We start from the raw sequence: 25,548 nt of genomic DNA on the forward strand, positions 1-25,548 counted from the left end.
CAGCCGAGCCGGCCGCCCTTTCCGATCAGGCGGGAACGTGCCAGACCTGGGTGAACAAGCCGTTGCAGTCATAGATCTGCAACTGCGTGCCGTCCGCGGTCTGCGCCTGCGGATCGTCGAGACAGCGACCCGACTGCGGGTTGTAGATCGACCCGTCGGCGCGGGCCTGCCACTGCTGCGCGGGCGTACCGAGGCAGTCGCGAAGCTCTACTTTGGACGAATTCGCGGTGCCGCCGCCGACGATGTTGAGGCACTTGTCGAAGGCGCGGACAGTGCCGTCGGTTTCCAGCGACCACTGCTGCCCCGTCGCGATACCGCAGGTGTAGAGCTGCACCGCGTTGCCGTTGACCGACGTGTTGGTGTTCACGTCGACACATTTGCCGGTGGTGCCGGGACCGGTGATCTGCCCCTGCGCGTTCGGCAGCGTCGCCGTGCCGAAGTCCGTTTCGCATTTGCCGGTGGACAAATGCGTGCCCGCGAGCATCAGGAAGGTGTTGCCCGAGGGCGCGCCGAGCAACGGCGAGCTGTACCCGGCACAGGCGGTCTCGCCCGCGTCATAGCCGCCGGTCGGCGCGGTGGTCACCGGAGTGGTGATCTCCTGCCAGGCACCGGATCCGAGGTTCCGGTTCACGAACAGCACGTGTCCGTCCTCCGGCTGGATCGCCAGCGCCCCGTCAGCGCCCGCGACGACCCGCTGTCCGGACGCGATGAGGGTCCCGTTCGCACCGCCCGCCGGCGACCAGGTCAGGTACGGCGTGTGCAGCAGGAACCGGTGGTCGGCGGTCTCGATCCGGGTGCCGAGGCTGCCGGGATTCCACGCTTCGGCGTCCGGAGACGTTTTGAAGTAGACGTCGCATGCCTGGTCCGGGTCAGCACCGGCTTTGCAGTCCTCGTAGGTCATCGCGTAAGTGCCGTTGGGCAACGGCACGACGGTCGCCATTCCTGGCCGGTCGACTCCGTTCTGCAGAGCGACGTCGTAAACCTCGCTGCCCCACGTCAGGCCGCCGTCGGTAGAGACGGCGTGCGCGAGAACCTGGGCGTAGTTGTTCACCGACGGGCGCTCGTCGGAGAAGTAGCAGATGAGCCCGTGGTCGGTGGTGGCGAACTCCGGCTCCCAGATGCCGTGGCCGATCGTGTTCGCCATCCCGGACTCGGCCGCGCACGAACTGCGATACGTCCAGCTCGCGCCCTGGTCGGTGGACGCGAATACCTCGACGGCCTGCTGCGTGTAGTCGCCGTGGTTCCAGGCGGTCCCGGCGGCGAGCAGGGTGCCGGCCGGCAGCGCTCCTTCGGCGCGCGGCAGTTCGTAGAGCGTCGGGCCGTCGAGATCCCAGCCGTGCTGAGTGTCGGTGACAGTGCCGATCGGCGAGGACGTCCAGGTGACGCCGTTGTCGGTCGAGCGGTAGACCGGAAAGTTCGCCTTTCCGACACCGGTGCCGGAGTGCGAGAACGTGGCCAGCAGCGTGCCGTTCGCACTGCCGTTGTGCGCCAGGCGGACGACGCGCGGATAGCTCGCGTCCTCAGTAGAACCACTGGCGGTGCTGGGCCGGTAAAGCACCCCGCCAGAGGTGGTAGCCGCGGCAGCGGGGCTCGCCGGAATCGCGGCCATGACGGCAGCGCCGAGCACGACCGCGGCGACCAGTGGGCCGCGCCGTCTCGGGCCAGAGCGAGAACGGAAAGTCTGGGGACCAGGCGACATGAGCGTCACTCCTAGGACGGGACGGCGCCACAGCCGCTCGGCTGCTCCCCTTCCCGGGCACCACGACTCGCGGCCGCAGTGCGCCGAAGCTTCTCGAAGAGGAGGCCGCCACAGGGGTCCAGGCCGCTTTGCCATCGTGTGAAAAACTGAGGGTACTCCGATTTGCACACGTTGCAAGGAAATCTCGCGGCGGACTGCTTCGGCGCCGATTGCCGCGCGCGCAGCCTTGATTCCGTGAAGGACCCCTTGAGGGAATCCAAGTCCCGCAAGGGGCCCTTTACGGCGCTCAAGTCCCGCAAGGGGCCCTTCACGGCGCTCAAGTCCCTCAAGGACCCCTTCACGGCACCCAGTTCCGCAACGGAACCCCTCACGACACCCACCTCCCGCAAGGGGCCCTTCACGGACTATCCGGCCAAGCGCTGCCGCGGGCTCGTCGCCCAGCAGGGTGTGCGCTGCCACTCCGCCGAGCGTTCGCGCCGGCCCAGGGCAATACTCGACACTGTGCAGACCCCCGCCCTCCACTTCCTCGGTCACGCGACTACGCGCGTCGAGCTAGGCGGGCGAGTCGCGCTCACCGACCCAGTCCTCACCCAGTGGATCGGCCCGCTCGCCCGAGTCGCGCCGAAACCGGACGTCGGCGCCTGGACCGGCGTGGACGTCGTCCTCATCTCCCATCTCCACGGCGACCACTTGCACCTGCCGTCCCTCAAGCTGCTCGGCGCTGGCATGCCGATCGTCGTCCCGAGAGGCGCTGGCTCCTGGCTGGCGAAGCACGGCTTCACCGCGGTGGAAGAAATCTCCCCCGGCGAAACGATCGTCGACGGCGACCTCGCCATCACCGCCACCGAAGCCGTGCATTCCGGCCACCGCTGGGGTCCGCGGCTCACCCACGGCCCGCAAAGCCCGGCTCTCGGCCACCTTCTCGAAGCCGACGGCTACCGGATCTATTCGGCCGGCGACACCGACCTCTTCCCCGGCATGGCGGCGCTAGGTCCGGTCGACGTGGCTCTGCTCCCGGTCTGGGGCTGGGGCCCGAATCTCGGCCCCGGCCACCTCACCCCGGAACGCGCCGCCGAAGCCGCGGCGCTTCTGCAGGCCCGTGCGGCGGTCCCGGTCCACTGGGGCACGCTCGCTGTCCCCGGCCTCCACCGCACCGCGAAGATGCGCCGGCTGCTGGTCGAACCGCCGCGGACGTTCGCCCACCACGTCCGCTGCGCGGGCCTGTCCACCGAGGTCCTGCACACCCGGCCCGGCTCCGATGTCCTGCTGCCCGCCCGCCGGGAGCACGGGTGAGCTGGACCGACCCGTCGGCGATCGGTTACCCGGCCGTGTTCGGCGGAGTCCTGCTGGGCTCCGTCATTCCCGTCGTTCCCACCGGCGCGGTCGTCGGCGCGGCCGCCGCGGTCGCGATGACCACCGATCATCTGGCGCTCCCGCTGGTCATCCTGCTGGCCGTCGCGGGCGCGTATCTCGGCGACGTCATCACCTTCGCCGTCCCACGGTTCGGCAGCGAAGCTCTGCTCCGCTTCGTCGAGCGACGCCAGCAAGCCGACCGGCTCACCAAGGGCCGCGACCAGTTCGCCCGCCGGGGCTGGCAGCTGGTGGTGATTGGCCGCCTGGTCCCGGCCGGCCGGATCCCGGTCCTGCTGGCCGCCGGCACCCTCGGCTACCCGTGGCGCAAGTTCCTGCCGTCCGGGCTGCTGGCCTGCGTGCTCTGGGCGGTCGCGTACGCGCTGCTGGGCATCGTCAGCGGCGGCATCTTCGACTCGCCGCTGATCGCGACACTGCTGGCCACTGTCCTGGTGCTGGTGGTGACCGTCCTGACCACCGCGATTTCGAAATGGCGGGCAGCGCACCAGACGGGAGGATCCCGGTGACCGCACCCGCTCCGGCGAAGGGCCGGTTACTGCGCGGCGGCCGCGTCGTCGCCCGTGTCCTGCTGGTGTGGGCGGCGGTCACCGGCGCCCTCCGGCTCCTCGACGCGTGGCTGGACGGGTTCGCCCTGCATTCGTGGTGGCAGCCGACGGTGTGCGCGCTGATCCTCGGCCTGCTGATCTCGGTGGTGTGGCCGTTCGTGGTGCGAGTCGCCTGGCCCATCACGTATTTCACGCTCGGCGTCGGCACCTACCTCCTGCTCAGCGCCGCGACGCTGGGGATCCTGAAAGCCGTGCCCGGCGTCGAACTGCGCGGCTTCTCCACCGCGGTGCTCATCACCGTCTCGATGGCCGCCGTCGGCGCGGTGATCTCCAGCGTGCTGGCCGTCGACGAAGACGAGATCTTCTTCCGCCGCGCCGCCCGCCGGCACCGGAAGTCCGCGCACCGCACGGACTTCTCCGACGCCCCGCCCGGTGTCGTCTTCCTGCAGATCGACGGGCTCGGCTACGACACCGTCCGCCGCGCGATCCGCGACGGCGACATGCCGACCTTCGCCGCGTGGCTCTCCGAAGGCACCCATTCGCTCACCCGCTGGCACACCGACTGGAGTTCGCAGACCGGCGCGGCGGTCTGCGGCATCCTGCACGGTTCGAACCACGACATCCTCGGTTTCCGCTGGTACGAAAAGGATCGCGACCACGTCATGGCGTGCGCGCACCCGTCCGACGCGGCCGAGATCGAGCGGCGGCACAGCGACGGGCGCGGGCTGCTGTCGATCGGCGGCGCGAGCCACGGCAACCTGTTCTCCGGCGACGCCGCGCACGTCAGCCTCACCATGAGTTCCGTGCCGGTCCTCACTCCGCGCAAGCGTCGCCGGGGCCGGGTCGGCACCGGCTATCGCGCCTACTTCGCCAACCCGGTCAACGTGTTGCGCACCTTCGGCGTCGCCCTCGTGGACGTGGTCCGCGAGCTGTCCGCCGCGGCCCGGCAGCGCCGCGCCGGAGTGCTGCCGCGCATCCCGCGCGGCGGCGTGTACCCGCTCGCCCGGCCCGGCACGACGGTGATCGCTCGCGACGTCGTGGTGTCGGCGATCATCGGCGACATGCTCGCCGGCCGGCCGGTGGTGTACGCGGATTTCCTCGGCTACGACGAGGTCGCGCATCATTCCGGCATCGAACGGTTCGACACGCTGGCGGTGCTGCGCTCGATCGACCAGCAGTTCGCGCGGCTGCTGCGCGCCGGGCGGCTCGCGCCGCGCCGCTACCACCTCGTCGGGCTGTCGGATCACGGACAGACGCAAGGGCAGGCGTTCGTCGACCGGTTCGGCGAGACCGTCGAAGCGCTCATCGGCCGGCTGTGCGGCGGCGAACCAGTTGCGGAGCAAGGGAAGCGTCGGCAGGCGGAAAGCTGGCAGGTGAACGCCGCTCTCGCCGAGGCGACCGCGACCGGCGGGCTGATCGCGCGCCGGCTCCGCGCCCGGGTCGAGGACGCCGAATGCGCCGAGGACCGGCCGCGCACCGCGAGCGGCTCGCCGGGCCGGGTCACCCGGGTCGCGCCCGGTGTGGTCGCGGTCGTGTCCGGCCACCTCGCGATGGTGTCGTTCACCGAACACGAGGGCCGGGTCGAGCTGGAGACCATCGAACGCGAGCACCCGGACCTGCTGCCGTCGCTGGTCGACCACGACGGCATCGGGTTCTTGCTGGTCCGCAGCGGCGAATTCGGCCCGGTGGTGCTCGGGCGCGACGGACTGAAACGGCTGGCCACCGGCGTCGTGATCGGCGAGGACCCGCTGGCGGACTACGGACCGCACGCCGCCGAGCTGATCGCGCGCGTCGACACGTTCCCGCATTGCGCGGACATCATGATCAACAGCCGGTACGACGCGGATTCGGACCAGTCGTCGCCGTTCGAACGGCACGTCGGCTCGCATGGCGCGCTCGGCGGACCGCAGCAGCGCGGTTTCCTCTTGCACCCGAAGGAGTTCCCGACTCCCGGCGAACCCGTCGGCGCGGAAGCCGTGCACCGCGTGTTCCGCGACTGGCTCACTTTCCTCGGCCACCCGGAAGCCGGTGCGGCCGAAGACACAACCGCTGTCGTCCCCTCGGAGGTCGTTTCATGAGCAACCCGATCGTCTATGGCGCGAGCTGGTGCCCGGACGTCAAACGCAGCCGCGCGCTGCTCGACGCGAAAGGTGTCGAGTACGACTACGTGGACGTCGAGGCCGACGCTGCCGCCGAAGCTCGCGTGCGCGAGCTGCAGGACGGTGCCCGGCGCATCCCGACCATCGTCTTCGCGGACGGCAGCCACCTCGTGGAGCCGAGCGACGACGAGCTGAACGCGCACCTGGCACGATGATCGCCGATCTCCCGCTCGGCACCCGCGTCGTGGTGCGCTACCGGATCGAGGGCGGGTTCACCGACGCCCTCGGCCCGCTGCGTGCCCGCGACGAGGAAACCTGCACGGTCGAAACGAAACGCGGGCTGGTCGTAGTGCCGCTCGCCGCGATCGTCGCCGCCAAGCCGGTGCCGCCGGCACCGGTCCGGCGGCATGGCTCGGCAGGCGAGTAACAGAGTTCGAGGATCCCGGACGCCGGGAACGGCGAAAATCGAGTGGCTGTCCGCGACCGGACCTGTGACGATCACCGGATGCGCACCTTCGACGAACTGGTGGAAGAGGCCGCCGCCGCATCGGTGGACGGCTGGGACTTCTCCTGGCTCGACGGCCGAGCCAGCGAGCAGCGCCCGTCCTGGGGCTATCAGCGGCTGCTCGGCGAACGGCTGCGGACCGTCGGGTCCGTCGCGGACATCCAGACCGGTGGCGGCGAGGTGCTGGCCGGAGTACCGGTACTGCCGCCGCTGACCGTCGCCACCGAATCGTGGCCGCCGAATCTGGCCAAGGCCGCCGCGCTGCTCGAACCGCGCGGCGCGACGGTTGTCGAAGACTCCGACGAGCCACCGCTTCCGTTCCAGGACAACACGTTCGAGCTGGTCACCTCCCGGCATCCGGTCACCGTGTGGTGGGACGAGATCGCCCGGGTGCTCAAGCCGGGCGGCAGCTATCTGTCGCAGCAGGTCGGGCCGTGGAGTGTGTTCGAGCTGGTCGAATACTTCCTCGGCCCGCAGCCGCCGGACGTCCGCAACAGCCGGCATCCGGACCGGGCGCGGGCGGCGGCGGAAAACGCCGGACTGGAAGTGGTCGACTTGCGGTTCGAGGAGCTGCGCACCGAGTTCCACGACATCGGCGCGGTGATCTACTTCCTGCGCAAGGTGATCTGGATGGTGCCGGGGTTCACGGTCGAGGAGTACCTGCCGCGGCTGCGCGAACTGGACGGCGAACTGCGGAACGGACCGTTCGTGGCGACGACTACCCGGTTCCTGATCGAGGCCCGCAAGCCGGCGTGAGCGGCTAAGCCGGTTCTCACCGGCGGTATCCGCTCAGCAGGCATCGGCGACAGCGGCTTCGATGCCGTCCGCCAGCACCACAACGCCAGCCTCGAAGCTGAGCCGCGCTTCGTGCTCCAAATAGGACACCCCGGCAGGCGGCGGGGTCCCGCCGTCCTCGCCCAGCCGCGCGACGTGCGGGTACCGGTCAGCCAGATCCGGGGCCAGCTCGGCGAGCGCGGCGGACCGCGCCCGCCACCAGTCCTCATCGGACAGCCCGGTTTCCTTCGCCGCCTGTCGTGATTCGGCGGCGATCTGCACCGCGCCGCGAACCACGTTGAGCAGCGCGCTCACCAGCCGCCGCACCTGTCCGGCGGGCAGTCCGGTCGCGAACAGGACCCGCAGCACGGTCTCCTGCATCCGGAACTCGCCCGGGCCGAGTACCGGCCGCGCGTAAGAAACCTGCAGCAGCCACGGGTGGCGCAGGTGAAACTCCCACAGGTCCGCGGCCAGCTCGCCGAACGCGGACCGCCAGCCCGCGGACAGGTCGTGGTCGGCGCGCAGCTCGCCGAACACCCGGTCGCACATCAGGTCGATCAGGTCGGTCTTGCTCGGCACGTAGGTGTAGAGCGCCATCGCGGTGCGCCCCAGCCGTTCGCCGACCGCGCGCATCGACAGCGCCGACATGCCTTCGACGTCGGCGAGTTCGATCGCCGCGCGCACGATCAGATCCACGCTCAGCGCTGGTTTCGGCCCGGGTGCGCTGCGCGGCGACGGGCCAGCGCGCCACAGCAGTTCCATCGAACGACGGGCGTCGCCCTGCCCCGCGAACACGACCACCGGCGACCCCTTTCCCCTTACAGGATAAAGGACCGCCGGAGCCGCGGGTTCAGCCGTCGAGCTCGATCGCCAGCGCCGGGCACAGCTGCGCCGCCTCCTTGACCCGCGCGTGCAGCTCTTCGGCGGGATTCTCCTGCAGCAGCAGGACTATCCCGTCGTCCTCGCGCTGGTCGAACACCTCGGGAGCGACGAGCACGCACTGCCCGGCTCCGACACAGCGGGACTGGTCCACGACCACCTTCATCTCGCGACTCCTTTCACCAGGTCACGGGGAGTTCGTGCACCCCGTAGACGATCATGTCGTGCTTGAAGTTCAGCTCCTCCAGCGGCTTCGCCAGCCGGAGCGTCGGAATCCGCCGGTAAAGCGTCCGGTACACGACCTGCAGTTCGACCCGCGCGAGCGGCTGGCCGAGGCATTGGTGCACGCCGTAGCCGAACGCGACGTGGTGGCGCGCCTTGCGGGTGACGTCGAGCTTGTCCGGCTCCGGGAACTGTGTTTCGTCGCGGTTGGCGATGTCGGTGGCGGCGACCAGCCCGTCGCCCTTGCGCACCGGGCAGCCGCCGATCTCCAGGTCTTCCAGCGCGACCCGCCGCCGCCCGGAGTGGACGATGGTGAGGTAGCGCAGCAGTTCCTCGACCGCGTTGGCCAGCAACGCGTCGTCGGCGTCGCGGACCGCGGCGAGCTGGTCCGGGTGCTCCAGCAACGCGACGGTGCCGAGCGCGATCATGTTCGCCGTGGTCTCGTGCCCGGCGACCAGCAGCAACTGCCCCATCGCGGCCGCTTCCCCGACAGTCATCTCGCCGGTGGCGACCTGCCCGGTCGCGAGCCGGCTGAGCACGTCGTCGGCCGGGTCCGCGAGCTTCTTCTCGACCAGCCGCCCGAGATAGTCGAGCAGCTCCTGCCCGGCGGCGAGCGACTCGTCGGCGCTCGCGCCCCGGGAGACCAGGACCTTGCTGCAGCGGTGGAAGAAGTCCCGATCGGCGTAGGGCACGCCGAGCAGTTCGCAGATCACCAGCGAAGGCAACGGCAGCGCCAGCTCTTCCACCAGGTCGGCCGGTCGCGGACCGGCGAGCATCCGGTCGATCAGCTCATCGGCGACCTGCTGGATCCGCGGCCGCATCCGCTCGATCTTCTTCACCATGAAGTCCCCGGTGAGCAGCCGGCGCTGCGCGGCGTGCTCCGGATCGTCCATCCCGATGAACGACTTGAACCGGCTCCGCCGAGCTTTGATCCCCGGCGTCTGCGACGGATACCCGGGCAGATCCGTATCGGCGCTCACCCGGGGATCGGCGAGCATCGCGCGAACGTCTTCGTAGCGGGTGAACAGCCACGGTTCGCTGCCATCCCAGATCCGCGCCCGCGAAACCGGCTCGTCGCGCTGCCGGCGGCCCAGCTCGGGCGGCGGATCGAACGGGCAACGTCCCCGCGTCATGGGGAACTCGGTCGCGGCTTCGGTCATCACAGCCTCCTGCGGGCAAGTTGCCAAACGATCGTTCGGGTACTTACCGAACACATGTTAGGGAAGGTGGTGAAAGATTGCCCAGGAGCTACCGCGAAGATCACCGGGATGGCCGCGGCGAATGGCGGGAAAAGGGCGGAAACGCCCTCGCCGATGCGGCAGCGGCCGTTCCTGGCAGGTCCGTGAAGGGCCCCTTGAGGGAACCTAAGTCCGCGAACGGCCCCCTGAGGGAACCCGAGTCCGCGAAGGACCCCCTGAGGGAACCCCAGTCCGCGAACGGCCCCTTCAGGGAACCCGAGTCCGTGAAGGACCCCTTCAGGGAACCCAAGTCCGTGAAGGACCCCTTCAGGGAACCCAAGTCCGTGAAGGACCCCTTCAGGGAACCCAAGTCCGTGAAGGACCCCTTGAGGGAACCCAAGTCCGCGAACGGCCCCTTCACGGACCTGTCGCGAGCCGCCGACTCAGTCGAACACCAGCTCCAGCAGCTCGTCCGCGAAACTCACCACGAGCTCCACGCTCTGCCGCCGAGCCTGCGAATGGAACAGCGCCACCCGTCCGTGCATCCCGACGAACGCGATCACCCCGGCCCGCTCGGCCGGCACCCGGAGCGCGAACCCCGCCTCGGCACACTGGGAAAACGCCGCCGTGATCAGATCGACCACGTCCACCATCGGCCCCCGCGGCCGCACGTCCGGCGCGGATCGGCTGGCCCCGTTCGCGGTCATCAACCGGTAGTGACCGGGATTGGCCATCGCGAACCGGCAATACGCGTGCAGCAACGCCCGCACCCGCCCCACCGCGTCGCCGTCCGGCACTTCCGACGCGGCGGTCTCCATCGCCGTCCGCAGCCGGCCGAATTCGTGCTGGGTCAGTCCTGAAACGAGTGCTGCCCGGTCACTGAAATGCTGGTAGATGCTGGCCGGAGCGATACCGACCGCCCGGGCGACGCCGCGGATGGTCAGCGCGTCCTCGCCGTCGAGTTCCGACAGCAGCCTGCTGGCCGCGGCGAGGATCTCTCCGCGCAGCCGTTCGCCCTCGCCCCAGCGGTTGCGCGTGCGGGCCTGGACCTCTTCAGACACTCGCCCATTCTTACCGCTCTTGCCGCGGCCGGCAGCTTCGGCCCGCCGCGGATGTCGGTCGTTTCGTAGCCCGGCCGCCATCCGCGGTTCACCGGGCGGTGCCGGAGACTGGATAGCGTTCGTGGGTGCAAGATCAAGGGTGGCTGGACGACTTCCAGCGGCGAGTGGACGAGATGCAGGCGAAAAGCCTTGCGCTGCAGGAGACGCTGAGCACGGCCGAGGGCCGGGCCCGGTCGGCGGACGGACTGGTCACGGTCTCCGTCACGCCCGGCGGTGCGCTCAAAGAGCTGCAGATCGACGACCGCGCCCTGCGCCACGGCGGCAGCCGGCTCACCGCGCTGATCATGGAGACCTACGGCAAAGCCCAACGCCAGGTGTCGCGCGACGTGCTCGACGCGTTCGAACCGATCGCCGGCGGCAGCGAGGTGATGGACATGGTCAAGTCGTTCATGCCCGCGCCCGAAGAAGAACCGGAGCCGGAACCGCCCGCGGAGCCGCCGCGTGCCGAACCGCCGCGCGGAGCCGCGCCGCAGGCTGCCCCGCCCGCGCCGCCCGCGCCGCCCGCGCCGGACGCGCCGCCCGCGCCGGACGCGCCGCCGGGGCGGCCGGCTGGTGCGTCCGCGCCGAACATTCCGCCCGCCGCGACACCGCAGCCCGCGTCCCCGGAGCAACCCCGGCCGACATCGGGTCCGCACCGCCGGCGCGCGGCCGGCGAGGACGACGACGAGATGGATCCGTGGTGATCGGGATGTCAACCCGTCATTGGTGTTGGTAAATCACCATTAGCCGGACAGTACGAAAGAAGGGTCACAGTCCGGGATCTTCTGCCTACGTTGGGTCAAGCGCGCGCAAACCAGGCAAACTCCCCAACCCCGTCAGGAGCTTTCCGATGTCCAGGAAGTTCGTGCTGTCCGGCGCGGTCGCACTCGCCGTCGCCGCCCTGCCGCTCGCGGGTGCTGTCGCCACCGCGGCTCCGGCCGCGGCCCCGGCGCCGGCCACCGTCGCGGCGACCACGGTGTACTACTCGACGTCCGGCGCCCCGACGTTTCGCGCCGCCATCAACGCCGGTGCCGCGAACTGGAATCGCGCGGTGAGCAACGTGCGGCTGGTCGAGAGTTCGTCCGGAGCCTCGCTGAAGTACGTCGAGGGCAACTCGTCGCAAGGTTCCTACGCACAGACCGACGGCCACGGCAACGGCACCATCTTCATCGACTACACCCAGGCCCGCCAGTACGACAACACCCGGATCACCGCGCACGAGACCGGTCACGTGCTCGGCCTCCCGGACCACTACTCCGGTCCGTGCTCGGAACTGATGTCGGGCGGCGGTCCCGGCCCGTCCTGCACCAACGCCAACCCGAACTCGCAGGAAAGCTCGCGCGTGCAGCAGTTGTGGGCCAACGGCTTCCGCGCCGCGCCCGGACCTCAGCAGCGGATCTACGAGAACCTGCCGACGCGCTGATCGCGGTGCTCCGCTGACCCGGCGGCCGGGCGCTTCGCCCGGCCGCCGCTGTCTCGCGCGGGGAAGAAATTCAGTTGCCGAACCCGGCCCGCTACCCCGACGATCCATCGCATGACCATCACCCGCTGCCGACCGTCCCGTCTCTTCCCGACCGGCGGCAAGCAGCAGACGAGCCGGAAGGGCGCGAACCGGCCAAGCCGATGACCGCGCTCACCGCGGGTCTCGTCGCGGGCTACGGGATCGCCATTCCGGTCGGAGCGATCGGCGTCTACCTGGTCGACTTGACCGCCCGCACTTCCTGGCGAGTAGGCGCGGCCGCAGCTATGGGCGTAGCCACCGCGGACGGCGTCTACGCCGTCCTGGCCGCCACTGCCGGCAGCACCCTCACCCCGCTGCTGACCCCCGTCACCACGCCGCTCAAGTGGGCCTCCGCCGCGGCACTGCTGATGCTGGCCTGCTGGACCGCCGTCCGAGCCGTCCGCCACTACCGATCGGCGGATTCCCCGCTCCCCGCAACGGAACCAACCGCCGGCCGAGCGTATGCGACGTTGCTCGGACTGACCCTGCTCAATCCCGCGACGATCGTCTACTTCACGGCGCTGGTCCTGGGCGACCGTCCCGCGAACGGCACCGTCTACGCCGCCGCGGCCTTCGCCGCTTCGGCCAGCTGGCAACTGCTCCTCGCGGTGGGCGGCGCGTTGCTGGGCCGAACCCTGACCGGCCCGAGAGGAAGGCTGAGCACCGCACTGCTCTCCAGCACGGTCATCCTGGTACTGGCCGTCCGGATCCTCTGACCACGGTGCTTTCCCGCACCTGCAACGAAAACGGCGGCTGAACCGACCGGGGAGCCGCGCTCCCCGCCCCAGCGAGCCGGTCATGGACCAGATCGATCGCCGCCTCGGCAATCGCCGCCTTGTCCGGCGAAATCGTCGTCAACGCGGGCAGGCTGAACGCGCTTTCCTCGGTGTTGTCGAACCCGACGATCGCGACGTCCTCCGGCACCCGAAGCCCGTGTTCGGCCACCGACCGCAACGCCCCCACCGCGAGCAAGTCGTTGAAGCAGAACACCGCGTCCGGCGGCTCGGCATGCGCCAGCAATCGCTTCATCGCGGCCGCCCCTTCGGCCCGGTGGTACTTCGCCACCGGCTCCACAAAGGATTCGTCGACCGGCAGCCCGGCATCCGCCATCGCCGCCCGGTATCCGGCGAGCCGCAGGGACGACGTGCCGCGTTCCGGGTTCGCCCCGATCGCCGCGATCCGCTCGCGGCCCAGCGAAATCAGGTGCGACACCGCGACCCGCGCGGCCCGTACGTTGTCGATCGCCACCCGGTCCAGCGCGACGTCGACCGCGTGCTCACCCAGCAGCACCAACGGAATCTTTCCGTCAGCGGGGAAATCCGACGCCTCGAGCGCCTCCGGATGCACCAGCGCGCCGTCGACCAGATGCGGCCCCAGCGAGTCCACAGTGGCCCGTTCCCGATCCCGGGTCCCCTGCGTCTGCTCGATCAGCACGCTCCACCCGCGCCGCTGCGCCGCCGTGATCACCAGCCCGGCCATCTCGCCGAAGTACGGAATGCTCAGCTCCGGCACCATCAACGCCAGAAACCCGGTCCGCCCGCGACGCAGGTTGCGCGCGCCGACATTCGGCCGATAACCGGTCGCAGCAAGGGCTTCTTCGACGCGTCGCCGGTTTTCGGGCTTCACGAACGCGTAGCCGTTCACCACGTTCGAGACGGTCTTCACCGAAACGCCCGCCAGCGTCGCGACGTCCTTCAGGGTCACGGCCACGCTGACTCCTCTTCTGTCGGCCCAGAGCCCATCACGAGCCCGCGAGGCGCACGGCGGCAACCCCGACGACCACGTAGTGTAGCGACGTTTTGCCTGTTTACAACGTTGTTCCAACGATGTAAAAATAGCCGCAGCCCGGCGGAGTGACTGCGGTCACGTCGCCGGGCGGGTTACCCCAGTCGCCGGCTGTGAGGAGTCCACCGTGTCCCCGTCCGTCCCCGCCCGCGCCGCTCTGGCAGTCGGCGCCGCCGCGGCCCTCGCGCTCGCCGGGTGCACCAGCCGCGAGGAGACTCCGGCCGCACAGAGCAACGGCGCAGGTCCGGCCGCTTCGGCCGCGTCCGCCGCACCGGCCGCCGACGGCTGCACGATCGGCAAGACCGGCTACCCGAAGGTCGACCCGAAGACCGCGATCGTCGGGTTCTCCCAGTCGGAGAAGGAAGCGAACCCGTTCCGGATCGCCGAGACCCAGTCCATCCGCACCGAGGCGGGCAAGCTCGGCATCCCGGCCGAGCATCTGCTCACCACCAACGCGCAGAGTGACCTCAACAAGCAGATCTCGGACATCAAATCGCTGCTGGACCGGGGCGCGCAGCTGCTCATCGTCGCGCCGCTGAACTCCGACGGGCTGCAGCCCGCGCTCGACGCGGCGAAGGCGAAGAAGGTCCCGGTCGTCACGATCGACCGGCAGGTGACCTCCAAGCCGTGCACCGACTACCTGACCTTCATCGGGTCCAATTTCGACGAACAGGGCCACCGCGCCGCCGCCGCACTGGCCAAGTCCACCGGCGGCAACGGCAAGGTCGCGATCCTGCTCGGCTCGTCCGGCAACAACGTGACCACCGACCGCACCAAGGGATTCAAGGACGAGCTGGCCAAGACGCCCGGGCTGACCGTGGTCGCCGAGCAGACCGGCGAGTTCGACCGGTCCAAGGGCCAGTCGGTGATGGAGCAGCTGATCCAGAGCCACCCGGACCTCACCGCGGTGTACGCGGAGAACGACGAGATGGGCATCGGCGCGGTCAACGCGCTCAAGACCGCGGGCAAGAACCCGGGCAAGGACGTGAAGGTGGTGTCGGTGGACGGCACCCGCAACGCGGTGCAGCTGATCGCCGACGGCAGCTACAACGCGGTGATCGAGTCCAACCCGCGGTTCGGCCAGCTGGCCTTCCAGACGCTGCAGCAGTTCGAGGACGGCAAGCCGATCCCGCCGAGCGTCGTGATCACCGACGACGCCTACGACGAATCGAACGCGGCCCAGAAGGTCGGGAACGCGTACTGATGACGAGCACGGCCGGCCCCGAGGCGTCGACCATGACCGCGCCAGTGCTCGAGGTGACCGGGGTGACCAAGCGGTTCCCCGGCACCGTCGCGCTCGCCGACGTCGGCTTCACGCTCCGCCGCGGCGAGGTCCATGCGCTGGTAGGGGAAAACGGCGCCGGGAAGTCCACCTTGATCAAGGTCCTCACCGGCGTCTACCGGCCGGACGAGGGCGAGGTCCGTCACCTCGGCCGGCCGGTCGAGTTCCGCCGTCCGATCGACGCGCAGCGCGCCGGAATCTCCACCATCTACCAGGAAGTCAACCTGGTGCCGCTGATGAGCGTGGCCGGCAACGTCTTCCTCGGCCGGGAGCCGCGCACCCGCGGCGGGCTGGTGAACTGGTCGGCGATGAACGAGCAGGCGCGCGAACTGCTCCGCGGCTACGGCATCGACACCGACGTCCGGCGTCCGCTGCACACGCTCGCGGTCGGCGCGCAGCAAATGGTCGCGCTCGCCCGCGCGGTCTCCGCAAAAGCCGGTGTGGTCGTGATGGACGAGCCGACCTCGTCGCTCGAACCCCGCGAAGTGGACACGCTGTTCGAAGTGCTCGCCCGGCTGCGCGCCGAGGACATCTCGGTGATCTACGTGAGCCACCGGATGGACGAGTTGTACCGGGTGTGCGACAGCGTCACGGTGCTGCGCGACGGCCGCGTGGTCCACAGCGGACCGCTCAAGCCGTTGCCGCGCATCGAACTGGTGTCGATGATGCTGGGCAGGGAGATCCGGCAGATCCGCGCCGAGGGCGTCACCGCGTTCGGCGAGGAGCACCATGCCGGGAAGGAACCGTTGCTGCGAGCGGAGAATCTGTCCGGCGGGCACAAGCTGCACGACGTGTCGGTCAGCGTCCGGCCGGGTGAGGTCGTCGGACTCGCCGGGCTGCTCGGCTCCGGCCGCAGCGAGACCGCGCGAGCGGTGATCGGGGCCTTCCCGCTCGACGGCGGCACCGTTCTGCTGGCCGGAAAACCGGTGAAGCGCGGCAAGATCGCCGCCGCCATGCGGGCCGGGATCGCGCTGCTGGCCGAGGACCGCAAGGCCGACGGCATCATCCCGAACCTCTCGGTGCGGGAGAACATCGTGCTCGCCGCACTGCCGAGGCTGTCCACGTTCGGCTTCGTCAGCCGGTCCAAACAGGACCGGGTGGTGAAGACGTTCATGGACCGCCTGCGGATCAAGGCGGCCGGTCCGGAACAGAAAGTGGCCGAGCTGTCCGGCGGCAACCAGCAGAAAGTGCTGCTCGCCCGCTGGCTGGCCACCGGGCCGAAGATCCTGCTGCTGGACGAGCCGACCCGCGGCATCGACGTCGGGGCCAAGGCGGAGGTCCAGGCGCTCATCGACGAACTGGCGAAAGACGGCCTCGGCGTCCTGCTGATCTCGTCCGAGCTGGAGGAGCTGCTCGACGGCGCGGACCGGGTCGTGGTGCTGCGCGAGGGCGCCGTCGCCGGTGAGCTGACCGGTGCCGCGATCACCGAGGACAACGTGCTGGCGGCGATCGCCGCAGGGGGTGACAACGATGTCGACCGCGACACTGACGAGACCTGACCGCGTCCGCGTCACGAGCTGGCTGCAGGACTACGGCGTGTACCTGGCCGTGGTCGTGCTGCTGCTGTTCAACATCGCGTTCACGGAGAACTTCTTCTCCGCCGCGAACTTCCGCACCCAGCTGGTGCAAGCCGCGCCGGTGTGCATCGTCGCGCTCGGCATGGCGCTGGTGATCGGCACCGAAGGCATCGACCTGTCGGTCGGGTCCATCATGTCGGTCGCCGCCGCGCTCGTTCCGCTGTATCTCGGCGCGGGACCGTTCACCGCGATCCTGGTCGCGCTCATCGCCGGCGTGGTTTCCGGCCTGTTCAGCGGGTTCCTGGTGGCACAGCTGGGCATCCAGCCGATCATCGCCACCCTCGCCCTGCTGGTCGGCGGCCGGGGCCTGGCGCTGGTGATCGCGCACGGACAGCTGACCGAGCTGCACAACCAGGACTTCCTGGCGCTCGGCACCGGCGACGTGCTCGGCGTGCCGATCATGGTGCTGGTCGCCGCGGTCGTTTCGGTACTCGCCGGTTTGCTGGTGCGCCGCACCACCTTCGGCCGGCATCTGGTCGCGGTCGGCGGCAACCGTCCCGCGGCGACGCTTGCCGGGCTGCCGGTGAAACGGGTGCTGATCGGCGTGTACGCCATCTCCGGCGCGCTGGCCGCGATCGCCGGCGTGCTGGCCACCGCCCGGCTCGGCGCGAGCGATCCCAACGATCTCGGTCTGCTGATGGAACTGTCCGCGATCACCGCGGTGGTGGTCGGCGGGACCCCGCTCACCGGCGGCCGGGTCCGCGTGCTCGGCACCGTGTTCGGCGCTCTGCTGATGCAGTTGGTGCACGCCACGCTGATCAAGCACAACCTGCCCGATTCCGCCGCGCAGATGGTGCAGGCCGCCATCATCGTCGCCGCGGTGTACGTCGCCCGGGAACGGAGCACCCGATGATCGCGACCACCGCCGCCCCGCCGTCGGAACGCGGTGCGGCGTTCGCCGCCGTCCTGCAACGCCAAGGCGCGGCTGTCGTGCTCGTACTCGGCATCGCCGCCGCGTGGTTCGCCTTCCCGCGCTTCGGGTCGGCCGACAATCTGCGCGATCTCGCGCTGCAAAGTTCGTTTCTGGCGGTCATCGCGCTCGGCATGACGTTCGTGATCATTTCCGGCGGCATCGATCTTTCCGTCGGCTCGGTGTACGCGCTCGGCGGCGTGCTGGCCGCGTACGGCTCCCGCTACGGCCTGGTCGTCGCGATCCTGCTGCCGCTGGTCGTCTGCGGACTGATCGGCTTGATCAACGGCCTGCTCATCGCCCGCACCCGGATGGCCCCGTTCATCGTCACGCTGGCCTCGCTGCTGTTCGCCCGCGGACTTCTGCTCGCGCTCACCAACGAAGGAGCCACCACGTACAAAGTGGCGGCCGGTTCGGCGCTGCTGTGGCTGGGGCAAGGCAAGATCTTCGGCATCGGGGTACCGGTCTATCTCGCCTTGGTCCTTTTCGGACTTGGCGGCGTGCTGCTCCGCCGGACGCGCTTCGGCCAGTCCGTCTTCGCGCTCGGCGGCGCGGAACAATCCGCGCTGCTGATGGGACTTCCGGTCGCCCGCACCAAGGTCACCCTCTACGCGCTCAGCGGCACGCTCGCCGGATTCGCCGGCGTGCTCACCGCCGCCTACCTGCAGTCCGGCGTGACCGTGCTCGGCGTCGGCACCGAACTGGACGCGATTTCCGTCGTGGTCATCGGCGGGACGCTGCTCACCGGAGGTGCCGGGACGGTCCTCGGCACGCTCGTCGGCGTGCTGCTCAAGACGCTCATCCAGAACGTCATCAACCAGGTCGGCACGCTCGATTCCAACTACCAGACCGTGGTCAGCGGGGCGTTCCTGCTGGTCGTCGTCGTGATCCAGCGGCTGCTGGCGCGGTCTCGCCGTTCGTGATTCCGCCGTAGGAGATCCACCTGCAACGAGGAGGTTCGACGATGGTCCGTCCTGCCCGCAGACCCGGCCGCCTGGCCACCCTGGCCGCCGCGCTCGCGGTGGCGGTGTCCGGGTTGTCCACCGCCACCGCCGCGGCAGCCGATCCGCCGCAATGGCATCGGCTCAGCCCGCCGCTGAGCACCCCGTGGACCAGCCAGGTGTCCCCGGACAACGCCCTTCCCGAATACCCCCGCCCGCAACTGACCCGCGACAAGTGGCAGAACCTCAACGGCGTCTGGGAATTCTCCTCCGCCAAGGCCGGTGATTCGCCGCCGTTCGACCGAGGTCTCGGCGAACGGATCCTCGTCCCGTACCCGGTCGAATCGGCGCTGTCCGGGATCATGCGGCACGAAACCTCGATGTGGTACCGGCGGTCCTTCCAGGTGCCGAAGAACTGGCACGTCGGCGGCCGGGACCAGCGGCTGATCCTGCACTTCCAGGCGGTCGACTACGACACCACGGTTTGGGTCAACGGCCACCAGGTGGTGCACCACACCGGCGGCTACGACTCGTTCTCCGCGGACGTCACCAACGCGCTGACCACCGCGAAGGACCAGGAGATCGTGGTCGGCGTCAACGACCCGAACGACGCCGGCGGCCAGCCGCTGGGCAAACAGCGCAAGCCCGGCGACGGGATCTTCTACACGCCGACCTCCGGCATCTGGCAGACCGTCTGGATGGAACCGGTCACGCCGTCCTACATCTCCAAAGTGGACACCACGCCGGATGTCGCGAACGGCTCGGTGACCGTCAACGCCGTCGTCGGCGGCCCGGTGAAGCAGCGGGTGGAAGCGACTGCCTACGACCACGGCCGCGTTGTCGGCCACGTGTCCGGCCCAGCCAACACTCCGCTGCAGCTCAAGCTGAACCAGCCGCATCTGTGGACACCGAACGATCCGTTCCTCTACGACCTGAAGGTGTCGCTGTCCTCCGGGGACAGCGTGAGCTCGTACTTCGGCCTGCGGTCGGTGTCGATCGGCAAGACCGCCGACGGCAAGCAGCGGATGCTGCTCAACGGCAAGTTCGTCATGCAACTCGGCCCGCTCGACCAGGGCTTCTGGCCGGACGGCATCTACACCGCGCCGACCGACGCCGCGCTCAAGTTCGATCTGGAACAGGAGAAGGCGCTCGGATTCAACATGGTGCGCAAGCACATCAAGGTCGAACCGGACCGCTGGTACTACTACGCCGACAAGCTCGGCCTGCTGGTGTGGCAGGACATGCCGGCGATGAAGGACGACGTCGAGGCGACCCCGGCGGCGCAGGCGAACTTCGAGTCCGAACTGCACCGGATGATCGACCAGCACCGCAGCTTCCCGTCGATCGTCACCTGGGTGCCGTTCAACGAGGGCTGGGGCGACTACGCGGTCGGCCGGATCGCCGACCAGGTCAAAGCCTGGGACCCGACCCGGCTGGTGGACGCCGAATCCGGCGTGAACTGCTGCCGCTCCGAACCGGACAGCGGCCGCGGCGACCTCTACGACGACCACACCTACACCGGCCCGGGCACCCCCGCGCCGGACGCCACCCGCGCTGCGGTGGACGGCGAGTACGGCGGCCTCGGCCTCAAGGTCGACGGCCACCAGTTCGACCCGTCCGGCAGCTTCGCGTACGAGATGGAGCCGGACAGCGCGACGCTCACGCGTCGGTACGGCGAACTGCAGCAGCGGCTGCTTCTCGCCGGACGGCAATGCGGCGTGTCGGCGGGTGTGTACACGCAGACCACTGACGTGGAGAAGGAGGTCAACGGCTTCTTCACCTACGACCGTCAGGTGAAGAAGATGGACTTCGCGGCGGTACGCGCGGCGAACCTGTCGGTGATCAACGGCGTCGACGGCTCGCCGCAGCAGGGCCCGGTAATCCCGCCTGGCACCCCAGGGATCGACGGCATCGCCGCATACCCGTTCGACGAGAACACCGGCACCACCGCGGCGGACACCGTGGGCCACCACAACGCCACGCTGGTCGGCGGCGCTTCGTGGACCGCCGGGCACCAGGGCTCCGCGCTGGCGGTCAACGGTTCCGGCCAGTACGCCGACACCGGTGCGCCGCTGGTCAAGACCGACTTGAGCTACAGCGTGTCAGCGTGGGTGAAGTTCAACGCGGTCGGCGACGGGTTCCAGACCGTCGTGAGCCAGGACGGCAACGACCACAGCGCGTTCTTCCTGCAGTACTCGGGCGCGGACCACAAGCTGGCGTTCAGCTTCGTCGGCACCCGGGCGCTCGCGCCGATGACGCCGGAAGCCGGCCGGTGGTACCACCTGGTGGGCGTCCGCGACGCCGCGAGCGGGCAGCTGGCTCTGTACGTGGACGGGCAGCTGGCCGCTTCGCGGAATGTCTGTCTCGGCGAAGCGTCGACCGGTAACACGGTGATCGGCCGCGGCAAGTTCGGCGGCAATCCGGTGGACTTCCTGAACGGGGCGGTCGACCAGGTACGCCTCTACGACCGGGCGCTGTCGGCCGCGGAGGTGAGCAAGCTCTACACCTCGGGCGGCTGACCTGTCCGTGAAGGGAACATTGAGGGACTCTGAGTCCCTCAATGTTCCCTTCACGGCTTCACGTGCACCCGTCGGTAACTCCAGACCAGCAACGCGAACAGAATCAGCCCGGAGAGGATCAGGCTGGACCCGGTGCTCCAGCCGCCGAACGGAAGTCCCGGCACCAGCCCCCACGCCACGCCCGCGCCCAGCAGCGCGAGCCCGGTGAGCACCGAACCGGCGACCCGCAACGGCGTCGCCACGCTGTCCTCGGCGGCCTTCATCGCCCGAATCCGCACCGGGCCGACGTAGCGTTGCAGCGCGGGGAATTCCGAAGCCAGCACGAGCAGCCCGGCGAGCACCAGCAGCAGACCCGGGCCGGGCAGCACGAGCAGCGCCGCGCCGACGGCCACGAGGACTCCGCCGACGACGGAGAAGACCATCCTGCGGACCGGTTTGCCCCATCCCATCGGGACAGTGTGCCGGTGAGCGCGCTGCGCAGCCAGCCCGCCGAAACGACACAGCAGGGCGACCGCGCAGCCAGCCGGGCTCCCTGCCCGCTGAAAAGTCCGCGAGGGGCCCTTGCCGGAATCTGATTCCGGCAAGGGGCCCCTCGCGGACGTCAGCACGGCGACGCCGCACCGGCCACCGAGAAGGCTCAGTTTCCGCCGAGCAACTGCTCGAACGACACCGAACTGAATTCGTCGTCCGGCTTGGCCTCCGGAGCAGCCGCGACCAGCTGCGCCAACTCCCGGCCAGCCCGCTCAACGCGCTGCTGCAGCGCGCCGTTCGCCTCGACGCTGCCCCAGTCCGACGAAGCCGCGTACACGCCTGTCGGAACCACAGTCGCGCGAAGGTACGCGAAGAGCGGACGCAACGCGAAGTCAAGCGCGAGCGAATGCCGTTCCGTGCCACCCGTCGCGGCAAGCAGCACCGGCTTACCGTCGAGCGCTTCCTTGTCCAGTACGTCGAAGAACGACTTGAACAAACCGCTGTACGAAGCAGTGAACACCGGCGTCACAGCGATCAAGCCATCCGCGCGCGTCACCGTGTCGATCGCTTCGCGCAGCTGCGGGCTGGGGAACCCGGTGAGCATGTTGTTGGTGACGTCCACCGCGACGTCGCGGAGTTCGATGACCTTCACGGTCACCTCGTCGTCCACCAGCACCGCGCGGGTGGCCTCGGCCAGCCGGTCGGCCAGCAGCCGCGTCGACGACGGCTGGCTCAACCCAGCGGTGACCACGGCAATAGTGCGTGCAGTCATGACTTGGAGCCCCAATCAGGCAGTAACGGTCTCGGCGTCCGCGGCGGCGGCTGCCACCAGCGATGCGTGCGTCGGCGCGTCCGGAACGTGCGCCGGGCGCTTCGCTTCCAGTTCCTTGCGCAGCACCGGCACGACCTCTTCGCCGAGCAGGTCGAGCTGCTCCAGCACGGTCTTCAGCGGCAGGCCGGCGTGGTCCATCAGGAACAGCTGGCGCTGGTAGTCGCCGAAGTGCTCGCGGAAGGTCAGCGTCTTCTCGATGACCTCCTGCGGGCTGCCGACGGTCAGCGGCGTCTGCTCGGTGAAGTCCTCCAGCGACGGGCCGTGCCCGTACACCGGGGCGCGGTCGAAGTACGGCCGGAACTCGTTCCACGCGTCCTGCGACTTCGGCCGGATGAACGCCTGCCCGCCGAGCCCGACGATGGCCTGGTCGGCCTTGCCGTGCCCGTAGTGCTCGTAGCGCTGCCGGTAGAACGCGATCAGCTGCTGGAAGTGCGACGTCGGCCAGAAGATGTGGTTCGCGAAGAACCCGTCGCCGTAGTAGGCGGCCTGCTCGGCGATCTCCGGGCTGCGGATCGAGCCGTGCCAGACGAACGGCGGGACGCCGTCGAGCGGGCGCGGGGTCGAGGTGAAGCCCTGCAGCGGGGTGCGGAACTTGCCCTGCCAGTCGACCACCTCTTCGCGCCACAGCTTGTGCAGCAGGGCGTAGTTCTCGATCGCCAGCGGGATGCCCTGGCGGATGTCCTTGCCGAACCACGGGTAGACCGGACCGGTGTTGCCGCGGCCCATCATCAGGTCGAGCCGGCCGTCGGACAGGTGCTGGAGCATGGCGTAGTCCTCGGCCAGCCGCACCGGGTCGTTGGTGGTGATCAGGGTCGTCGAGGTGGAGAGGGTGATCTTCTGGGTCTGCGCGGCGATGTTCGACAGCAGCACGGTCGGGTTGGCGGGCGCGGCGAACGGCGGGTTGTGGTGCTCACCGATCGCGAAGACGTCCAAGCCGACTTCCTCGGCCTTGAGCGCGATCCGCACCATCGCCTTGATGCGCTCGTGCTCCGTGGGCGTGACGCCCGTGGTGGGATCCGTCGTCAGGTCGCCCACCGAGAAGATTCCGAACTGCATGACCGCTCCCTAGCCGGTTGGTTCGTGCCCTTGCTTGTCGGCACAACTACTCGCGCGCAAGATGTATTCCTACGGGACTATACCGGTGACCTGGGACACGCTGCCGGACCGCAGCCGGGCTCGGCCGACCGGTTCTTGTCGGAGGGTGCGGATATCCTGCAGTACGGTGACGGCCCGGGGCCCCCGCTCCGGCCGCCTGTTTGCCCACCGAACAGCTCGCCTCGATCCGGGAGAACGACCTCGTGACCGCTGAGACTCTGTACGGGGCCGATGACCTGACCCACCTCGAGGGACTCGAGGCGGTCCGCAAGCGCCCCGGGATGTACATCGGCTCCACCGACAGCCGAGGCATCAACCACCTGTTTTCCGAGGTCGTCGACAACTCCACCGACGAGGGCGTGGCCGGCCACGCCAGCCGCATCGTCGTCACGCTGCACGCGGACGGCAGCGTCCAGGTGGACGACGACGGCCGCGGCATCCCCACCGGCGTGCACGCCAAGTCCGGATTGTCCGGCGTGGAACTGGTGCTTACCCGGCTGCACGCGGGCGGCAAGTTCGGCGGCTCCGGCTACAAGACCTCCGGCGGCCTGCACGGCGTCGGCGCGTCCGCGGTCAACGCGCTGTCGCACCGCTTCGACGTCACCGTGAAGCAGGACGGCAAGGTGCACCAGATGTCGTTCGCGCACGGCGTGCCCGGCGTGTTCGACGGCCCCGGCCCGAAAGCGAAGTTCACCCGCCGCTCCGGGCTCAGCCTGACCGGCAAGATGAAGCGCGGCGAGCGCAGCGGCACGTCCATCCGCTACTGGTACGACGCGCGGTACTTCGAAACCGGCGCGGCCCTGGACGTGGAAGGCGTGCGCACGAAGCTGCGCAACACCGCGTTCCTCGTGCCGGGCGTCACCTACGTGCTGCGCACCACGTTCGAGGACACCATCAACGAAGAGACCTTCCACTACCCGAACGGGCTGGCGGACATGGTCGATTTCCTCGCCCCGTCCAGCGAAAAGCCGGTGTGCGGCACGCTGATGATCACCGGCGAGGGCACGTACAAGGAGAACGCGGCGGACGCCAACGGCGTCATGCAGTCCAATGTGGAGCGACACGCCGAGGTCGAGGTCGCGCTGCGCTGGGGCACCGGCTACGAGCGCACCGTCGAATGCTTCACCAACACCATCCGCAACATGCACGGCGGCACCCACCGGCGCGGGTTCGACCGCGCGGTCACCCGCGCGCTGCAGGACGTGATCGGCAAAACGCGCGGGCTGCTCAAGGCGAAGGAGGACCCGCCGACCACCGAGGACATGCTGGAAGGCATGACCGCGGTGATCCACGTCCGGCTGCCGGAACCGCAGTTCACCTCGCAGACCAAGGACGAGCTGTCCACCGCGGGCATCACGCGCGTCATCCAGGGCATCGTGGACAAGCAGGTGCGCGCCTGGACCGAGGACCGCAAAACCAAGTCCGAGGCCAAGATCGTGCTGCAGAAGGTGGTCGACGCGGCACGCGTGCGGCTCACCCAGAAACAGCAGAAGGACGCTGCCCGGCGCAAAACCGCGCTGGAGGGCGCGGCGATGCCGCCGAAGCTGGTCGACTGCCGCACCACCGGCGTCTCGCGCAGTGAGCTGTTCCTGGTGGAGGGCGACAGCGCGCTCGGCTCGGCGCGAATGGCGCGGGTGTCGGAATACCAGGCGCTGCTGCCGTTGCGCGGCAAGATCCTCAACGTGCAGAAGGCGTCGCTGGGCGACACTTTGAAGAACGCCGAGATCGCGTCGATCGTGCAGGTGCTCGGCGCGGGCACCGGCCGCACGTTCGATCTGTCGACGATGCGCTACGGCCGGGTGATCCTGATGGCCGACGCGGACGTCGACGGTTCGCACATCCGCACGTTGCTGATCACGCTGTTCGCGAAGTACATGCGCCCGGTCATCGAGGACGGCAGGCTGTACGCGGCCATGCCGCCGCTGCACAAGATCACCACGAAGGGCCGCGGTTCGGAGACCGTCTTCACCTTCACCCAGCGCGAGATGGAGCAGAAGGTCGCCGAGCTCCACGCGGCGGGCAAGACGGTCGTCACGCCGGTACCGCGGTTCAAGGGCCTCGGCGAGATGGACGCCGACGAGCTGTGGGAAACCACGATGAACCCGGCGACGCGCTCGGTCCGGCGGATCACGCTCGACGACGTCGAGGCCGCGGAGCTGGCGCTGGAACTGCTGATGGGCGAAAAAGTCGAGCCGAGGCGCAACTGGCTGGTCGAATCGTCCGACCGCGTCGACCGCGACGCCATCGACGTCTGAGTTTTCCG

24 protein-coding genes are annotated in these 25,548 nt (G+C 69.4%); 15 read left to right on the plus strand and 9 right to left on the minus strand.

What is annotated here, in order from left to right; genetic code table 11:
- Positions 1-25: 25 nt before the first annotated feature.
- On the minus strand, positions 26-1,609 hold the full coding sequence (locus tag AMYBE_RS0125460) for a sialidase family protein (protein WP_154676299.1): 1,584 nt from the start codon (positions 1,607-1,609) through the stop codon (positions 26-28).
- A 591-nt stretch (positions 1,610-2,200) separates the two neighbouring features.
- Here AMYBE_RS0125460 and AMYBE_RS0125465 point away from each other — a divergent pair.
- From AMYBE_RS0125465 to AMYBE_RS0125490, 6 genes are all read left to right on the plus strand, one after another.
- Positions 2,201-2,992, plus strand: coding sequence for an MBL fold metallo-hydrolase (locus AMYBE_RS0125465; protein WP_020662221.1), 792 nt, complete (start codon positions 2,201-2,203; stop codon positions 2,990-2,992).
- Positions 2,989-3,576 (plus strand): DedA family protein, encoded by a 588-nt coding sequence (locus tag AMYBE_RS0125470; protein ID WP_020662222.1) that lies wholly within the window; start codon positions 2,989-2,991, stop codon positions 3,574-3,576. The genes AMYBE_RS0125465 and AMYBE_RS0125470 overlap by 4 nt, the downstream gene beginning before the upstream one ends.
- Positions 3,573-5,693 (plus strand): phage holin family protein, encoded by a 2,121-nt coding sequence (locus AMYBE_RS0125475; RefSeq protein WP_020662223.1) that lies wholly within the window; start codon positions 3,573-3,575, stop codon positions 5,691-5,693. Before AMYBE_RS0125470 ends, AMYBE_RS0125475 begins: the two co-directional genes overlap by 4 nt.
- The gene (locus AMYBE_RS0125480) at positions 5,690-5,929 is read left to right on the plus strand and encodes a glutaredoxin family protein (RefSeq protein WP_020662224.1); all 240 of its coding nucleotides are present in this window, start codon (positions 5,690-5,692) and stop codon (positions 5,927-5,929) included. Before AMYBE_RS0125475 ends, AMYBE_RS0125480 begins: the two co-directional genes overlap by 4 nt.
- Positions 5,926-6,141, plus strand: coding sequence for a putative acetyltransferase (locus AMYBE_RS0125485; protein ID WP_020662225.1), 216 nt, complete (start codon positions 5,926-5,928; stop codon positions 6,139-6,141). Before AMYBE_RS0125480 ends, AMYBE_RS0125485 begins: the two co-directional genes overlap by 4 nt.
- A 78-nt stretch (positions 6,142-6,219) precedes the next feature.
- Positions 6,220-6,975: a methyltransferase domain-containing protein gene (locus AMYBE_RS0125490; RefSeq protein ID WP_020662226.1), complete on the plus strand. Its 756-nt coding sequence runs from the start codon at positions 6,220-6,222 to the stop codon at positions 6,973-6,975.
- A gap of 33 nt (positions 6,976-7,008) precedes the next feature.
- Here AMYBE_RS0125490 and AMYBE_RS0125495 read toward each other — a convergent pair whose 3' ends face one another.
- The 4 genes from AMYBE_RS0125495 to AMYBE_RS0125515 all read right to left on the minus strand — a co-directional run bounded on the left by AMYBE_RS0125495 (position 7,009) and on the right by AMYBE_RS0125515 (position 10,333).
- Positions 7,009-7,794 carry a TetR/AcrR family transcriptional regulator gene (locus tag AMYBE_RS0125495; protein ID WP_020662227.1) on the minus strand — a complete coding sequence of 262 codons (786 nt, stop codon included), beginning with the start codon at positions 7,792-7,794 and terminating at the stop codon, positions 7,009-7,011.
- 49 nt (positions 7,795-7,843) lie between these two features.
- Positions 7,844-8,038: a ferredoxin gene (locus tag AMYBE_RS0125500; protein WP_020662228.1), complete on the minus strand. Its 195-nt coding sequence runs from the start codon at positions 8,036-8,038 to the stop codon at positions 7,844-7,846.
- 13 nt (positions 8,039-8,051) lie between these two features.
- A complete protein-coding gene (locus AMYBE_RS0125505; protein WP_020662229.1) occupies positions 8,052-9,254 on the minus strand; it encodes a cytochrome P450 in 1,203 nt (400 codons plus the stop codon).
- A 461-nt stretch (positions 9,255-9,715) separates the two neighbouring features.
- Positions 9,716-10,333: a TetR/AcrR family transcriptional regulator gene (locus AMYBE_RS0125515; protein WP_020662231.1), complete on the minus strand. Its 618-nt coding sequence runs from the start codon at positions 10,331-10,333 to the stop codon at positions 9,716-9,718.
- 125 nt (positions 10,334-10,458) lie between these two features.
- Between AMYBE_RS0125515 and AMYBE_RS0125520 the strand changes: the two genes are divergently transcribed.
- The 3 genes from AMYBE_RS0125520 to AMYBE_RS0125530 all read left to right on the plus strand — a co-directional run bounded on the left by AMYBE_RS0125520 (position 10,459) and on the right by AMYBE_RS0125530 (position 12,589).
- Entirely contained in the window at positions 10,459-11,076 is a 618-nt protein-coding gene (locus AMYBE_RS0125520; protein WP_027927999.1) for a YbaB/EbfC family nucleoid-associated protein, read from the plus strand.
- A 146-nt stretch (positions 11,077-11,222) separates the two neighbouring features.
- Positions 11,223-11,795, plus strand: coding sequence for a snapalysin family zinc-dependent metalloprotease (locus tag AMYBE_RS0125525; protein WP_020662233.1), 573 nt, complete (start codon positions 11,223-11,225; stop codon positions 11,793-11,795).
- A 200-nt stretch (positions 11,796-11,995) separates the two neighbouring features.
- Positions 11,996-12,589 carry a LysE family transporter gene (locus AMYBE_RS0125530; RefSeq protein ID WP_020662234.1) on the plus strand — a complete coding sequence of 198 codons (594 nt, stop codon included), beginning with the start codon at positions 11,996-11,998 and terminating at the stop codon, positions 12,587-12,589.
- On the opposite strand, the gene AMYBE_RS0125535 is transcribed toward AMYBE_RS0125530, so the two are convergent.
- A complete protein-coding gene (locus AMYBE_RS0125535; protein ID WP_020662235.1) occupies positions 12,558-13,583 on the minus strand; it encodes a LacI family DNA-binding transcriptional regulator in 1,026 nt (341 codons plus the stop codon). The genes AMYBE_RS0125530 and AMYBE_RS0125535 overlap by 32 nt on opposite strands.
- A gap of 202 nt (positions 13,584-13,785) precedes the next feature.
- Here AMYBE_RS0125535 and AMYBE_RS0125540 point away from each other — a divergent pair, with 202 nt between their 5' ends.
- From AMYBE_RS0125540 to AMYBE_RS0125560, 5 genes are read left to right on the plus strand one after another with little or no spacing between them, the layout of a single operon-like run.
- The gene (locus tag AMYBE_RS0125540) at positions 13,786-14,862 is read left to right on the plus strand and encodes an ABC transporter substrate-binding protein (protein WP_020662236.1); all 1,077 of its coding nucleotides are present in this window, start codon (positions 13,786-13,788) and stop codon (positions 14,860-14,862) included.
- Entirely contained in the window at positions 14,862-16,439 is a 1,578-nt protein-coding gene (locus AMYBE_RS0125545) for a sugar ABC transporter ATP-binding protein (protein ID WP_020662237.1), read from the plus strand. The genes AMYBE_RS0125540 and AMYBE_RS0125545 overlap by 1 nt, the downstream gene beginning before the upstream one ends.
- Positions 16,411-17,370: an ABC transporter permease gene (locus AMYBE_RS0125550; RefSeq protein ID WP_020662238.1), complete on the plus strand. Its 960-nt coding sequence runs from the start codon at positions 16,411-16,413 to the stop codon at positions 17,368-17,370. Before AMYBE_RS0125545 ends, AMYBE_RS0125550 begins: the two co-directional genes overlap by 29 nt.
- The gene (locus AMYBE_RS0125555) at positions 17,367-18,350 is read left to right on the plus strand and encodes an ABC transporter permease (RefSeq protein ID WP_020662239.1); all 984 of its coding nucleotides are present in this window, start codon (positions 17,367-17,369) and stop codon (positions 18,348-18,350) included. The genes AMYBE_RS0125550 and AMYBE_RS0125555 overlap by 4 nt, the downstream gene beginning before the upstream one ends.
- Before the next feature lie 41 nt (positions 18,351-18,391).
- Positions 18,392-20,887, plus strand: coding sequence for a glycoside hydrolase family 2 (locus tag AMYBE_RS0125560; RefSeq protein WP_020662240.1), 2,496 nt, complete (start codon positions 18,392-18,394; stop codon positions 20,885-20,887).
- A gap of 50 nt (positions 20,888-20,937) precedes the next feature.
- Here AMYBE_RS0125560 and AMYBE_RS0125565 read toward each other — a convergent pair whose 3' ends face one another.
- The 3 genes from AMYBE_RS0125565 to AMYBE_RS0125575 form a co-directional block, all read right to left on the minus strand.
- On the minus strand, positions 20,938-21,336 hold the full coding sequence (locus AMYBE_RS0125565; RefSeq protein ID WP_027928001.1) for a PGPGW domain-containing protein: 399 nt from the start codon (positions 21,334-21,336) through the stop codon (positions 20,938-20,940).
- A 188-nt stretch (positions 21,337-21,524) separates the two neighbouring features.
- Positions 21,525-22,130, minus strand: coding sequence for an FMN reductase (locus AMYBE_RS0125570; protein WP_027928002.1), 606 nt, complete (start codon positions 22,128-22,130; stop codon positions 21,525-21,527).
- Positions 22,131-22,145: 15 nt separating this feature from the next.
- Positions 22,146-23,246: an LLM class flavin-dependent oxidoreductase gene (locus AMYBE_RS0125575; RefSeq protein ID WP_020662243.1), complete on the minus strand. Its 1,101-nt coding sequence runs from the start codon at positions 23,244-23,246 to the stop codon at positions 22,146-22,148.
- Between the two features lie 242 nt (positions 23,247-23,488).
- On the opposite strand from AMYBE_RS0125575, the gene AMYBE_RS0125580 reads away from it, so the two are divergent.
- Positions 23,489-25,540: a DNA gyrase/topoisomerase IV subunit B gene (locus AMYBE_RS0125580; protein WP_027928003.1), complete on the plus strand. Its 2,052-nt coding sequence runs from the start codon at positions 23,489-23,491 to the stop codon at positions 25,538-25,540.
- Positions 25,541-25,548 lie beyond the last annotated feature (8 nt).

Origin of the sequence: Amycolatopsis benzoatilytica AK 16/65, assembly GCF_000383915.1 — a bacterium.
Classification (GTDB): Bacteria; Actinomycetota; Actinomycetes; order Mycobacteriales; family Pseudonocardiaceae; genus Amycolatopsis; species Amycolatopsis benzoatilytica.

Coding starts and splice junctions, on each gene's coding strand:
- AMYBE_RS0125460 (WP_154676299.1), bottom strand. CDS start 1,609: ATGGCCGCGATTCCGGCGAGCCCCGCTGCCGCGGCTACCACCTCTGGC.
- AMYBE_RS0125480 (WP_020662224.1), top strand. CDS start 5,690: ATGAGCAACCCGATCGTCTATGGCGCGAGCTGGTGCCCGGACGTCAAA.
- AMYBE_RS0125485 (WP_020662225.1), top strand. CDS start 5,926: ATGATCGCCGATCTCCCGCTCGGCACCCGCGTCGTGGTGCGCTACCGG.
- AMYBE_RS0125490 (WP_020662226.1), top strand. CDS start 6,220: ATGCGCACCTTCGACGAACTGGTGGAAGAGGCCGCCGCCGCATCGGTG.
- AMYBE_RS0125500 (WP_020662228.1), bottom strand. CDS start 8,038: ATGAAGGTGGTCGTGGACCAGTCCCGCTGTGTCGGAGCCGGGCAGTGC.
- AMYBE_RS0125505 (WP_020662229.1), bottom strand. CDS start 9,254: ATGACCGAAGCCGCGACCGAGTTCCCCATGACGCGGGGACGTTGCCCG.
- AMYBE_RS0125525 (WP_020662233.1), top strand. CDS start 11,223: ATGTCCAGGAAGTTCGTGCTGTCCGGCGCGGTCGCACTCGCCGTCGCC.
- AMYBE_RS0125530 (WP_020662234.1), top strand. CDS start 11,996: ATGACCGCGCTCACCGCGGGTCTCGTCGCGGGCTACGGGATCGCCATT.
- AMYBE_RS0125545 (WP_020662237.1), top strand. CDS start 14,862: ATGACGAGCACGGCCGGCCCCGAGGCGTCGACCATGACCGCGCCAGTG.
- AMYBE_RS0125550 (WP_020662238.1), top strand. CDS start 16,411: ATGTCGACCGCGACACTGACGAGACCTGACCGCGTCCGCGTCACGAGC.
- AMYBE_RS0125555 (WP_020662239.1), top strand. CDS start 17,367: ATGATCGCGACCACCGCCGCCCCGCCGTCGGAACGCGGTGCGGCGTTC.
- AMYBE_RS0125560 (WP_020662240.1), top strand. CDS start 18,392: ATGGTCCGTCCTGCCCGCAGACCCGGCCGCCTGGCCACCCTGGCCGCC.
- AMYBE_RS0125565 (WP_027928001.1), bottom strand. CDS start 21,336: ATGGGATGGGGCAAACCGGTCCGCAGGATGGTCTTCTCCGTCGTCGGC.
- AMYBE_RS0125570 (WP_027928002.1), bottom strand. CDS start 22,130: ATGACTGCACGCACTATTGCCGTGGTCACCGCTGGGTTGAGCCAGCCG.
- AMYBE_RS0125575 (WP_020662243.1), bottom strand. CDS start 23,246: ATGCAGTTCGGAATCTTCTCGGTGGGCGACCTGACGACGGATCCCACC.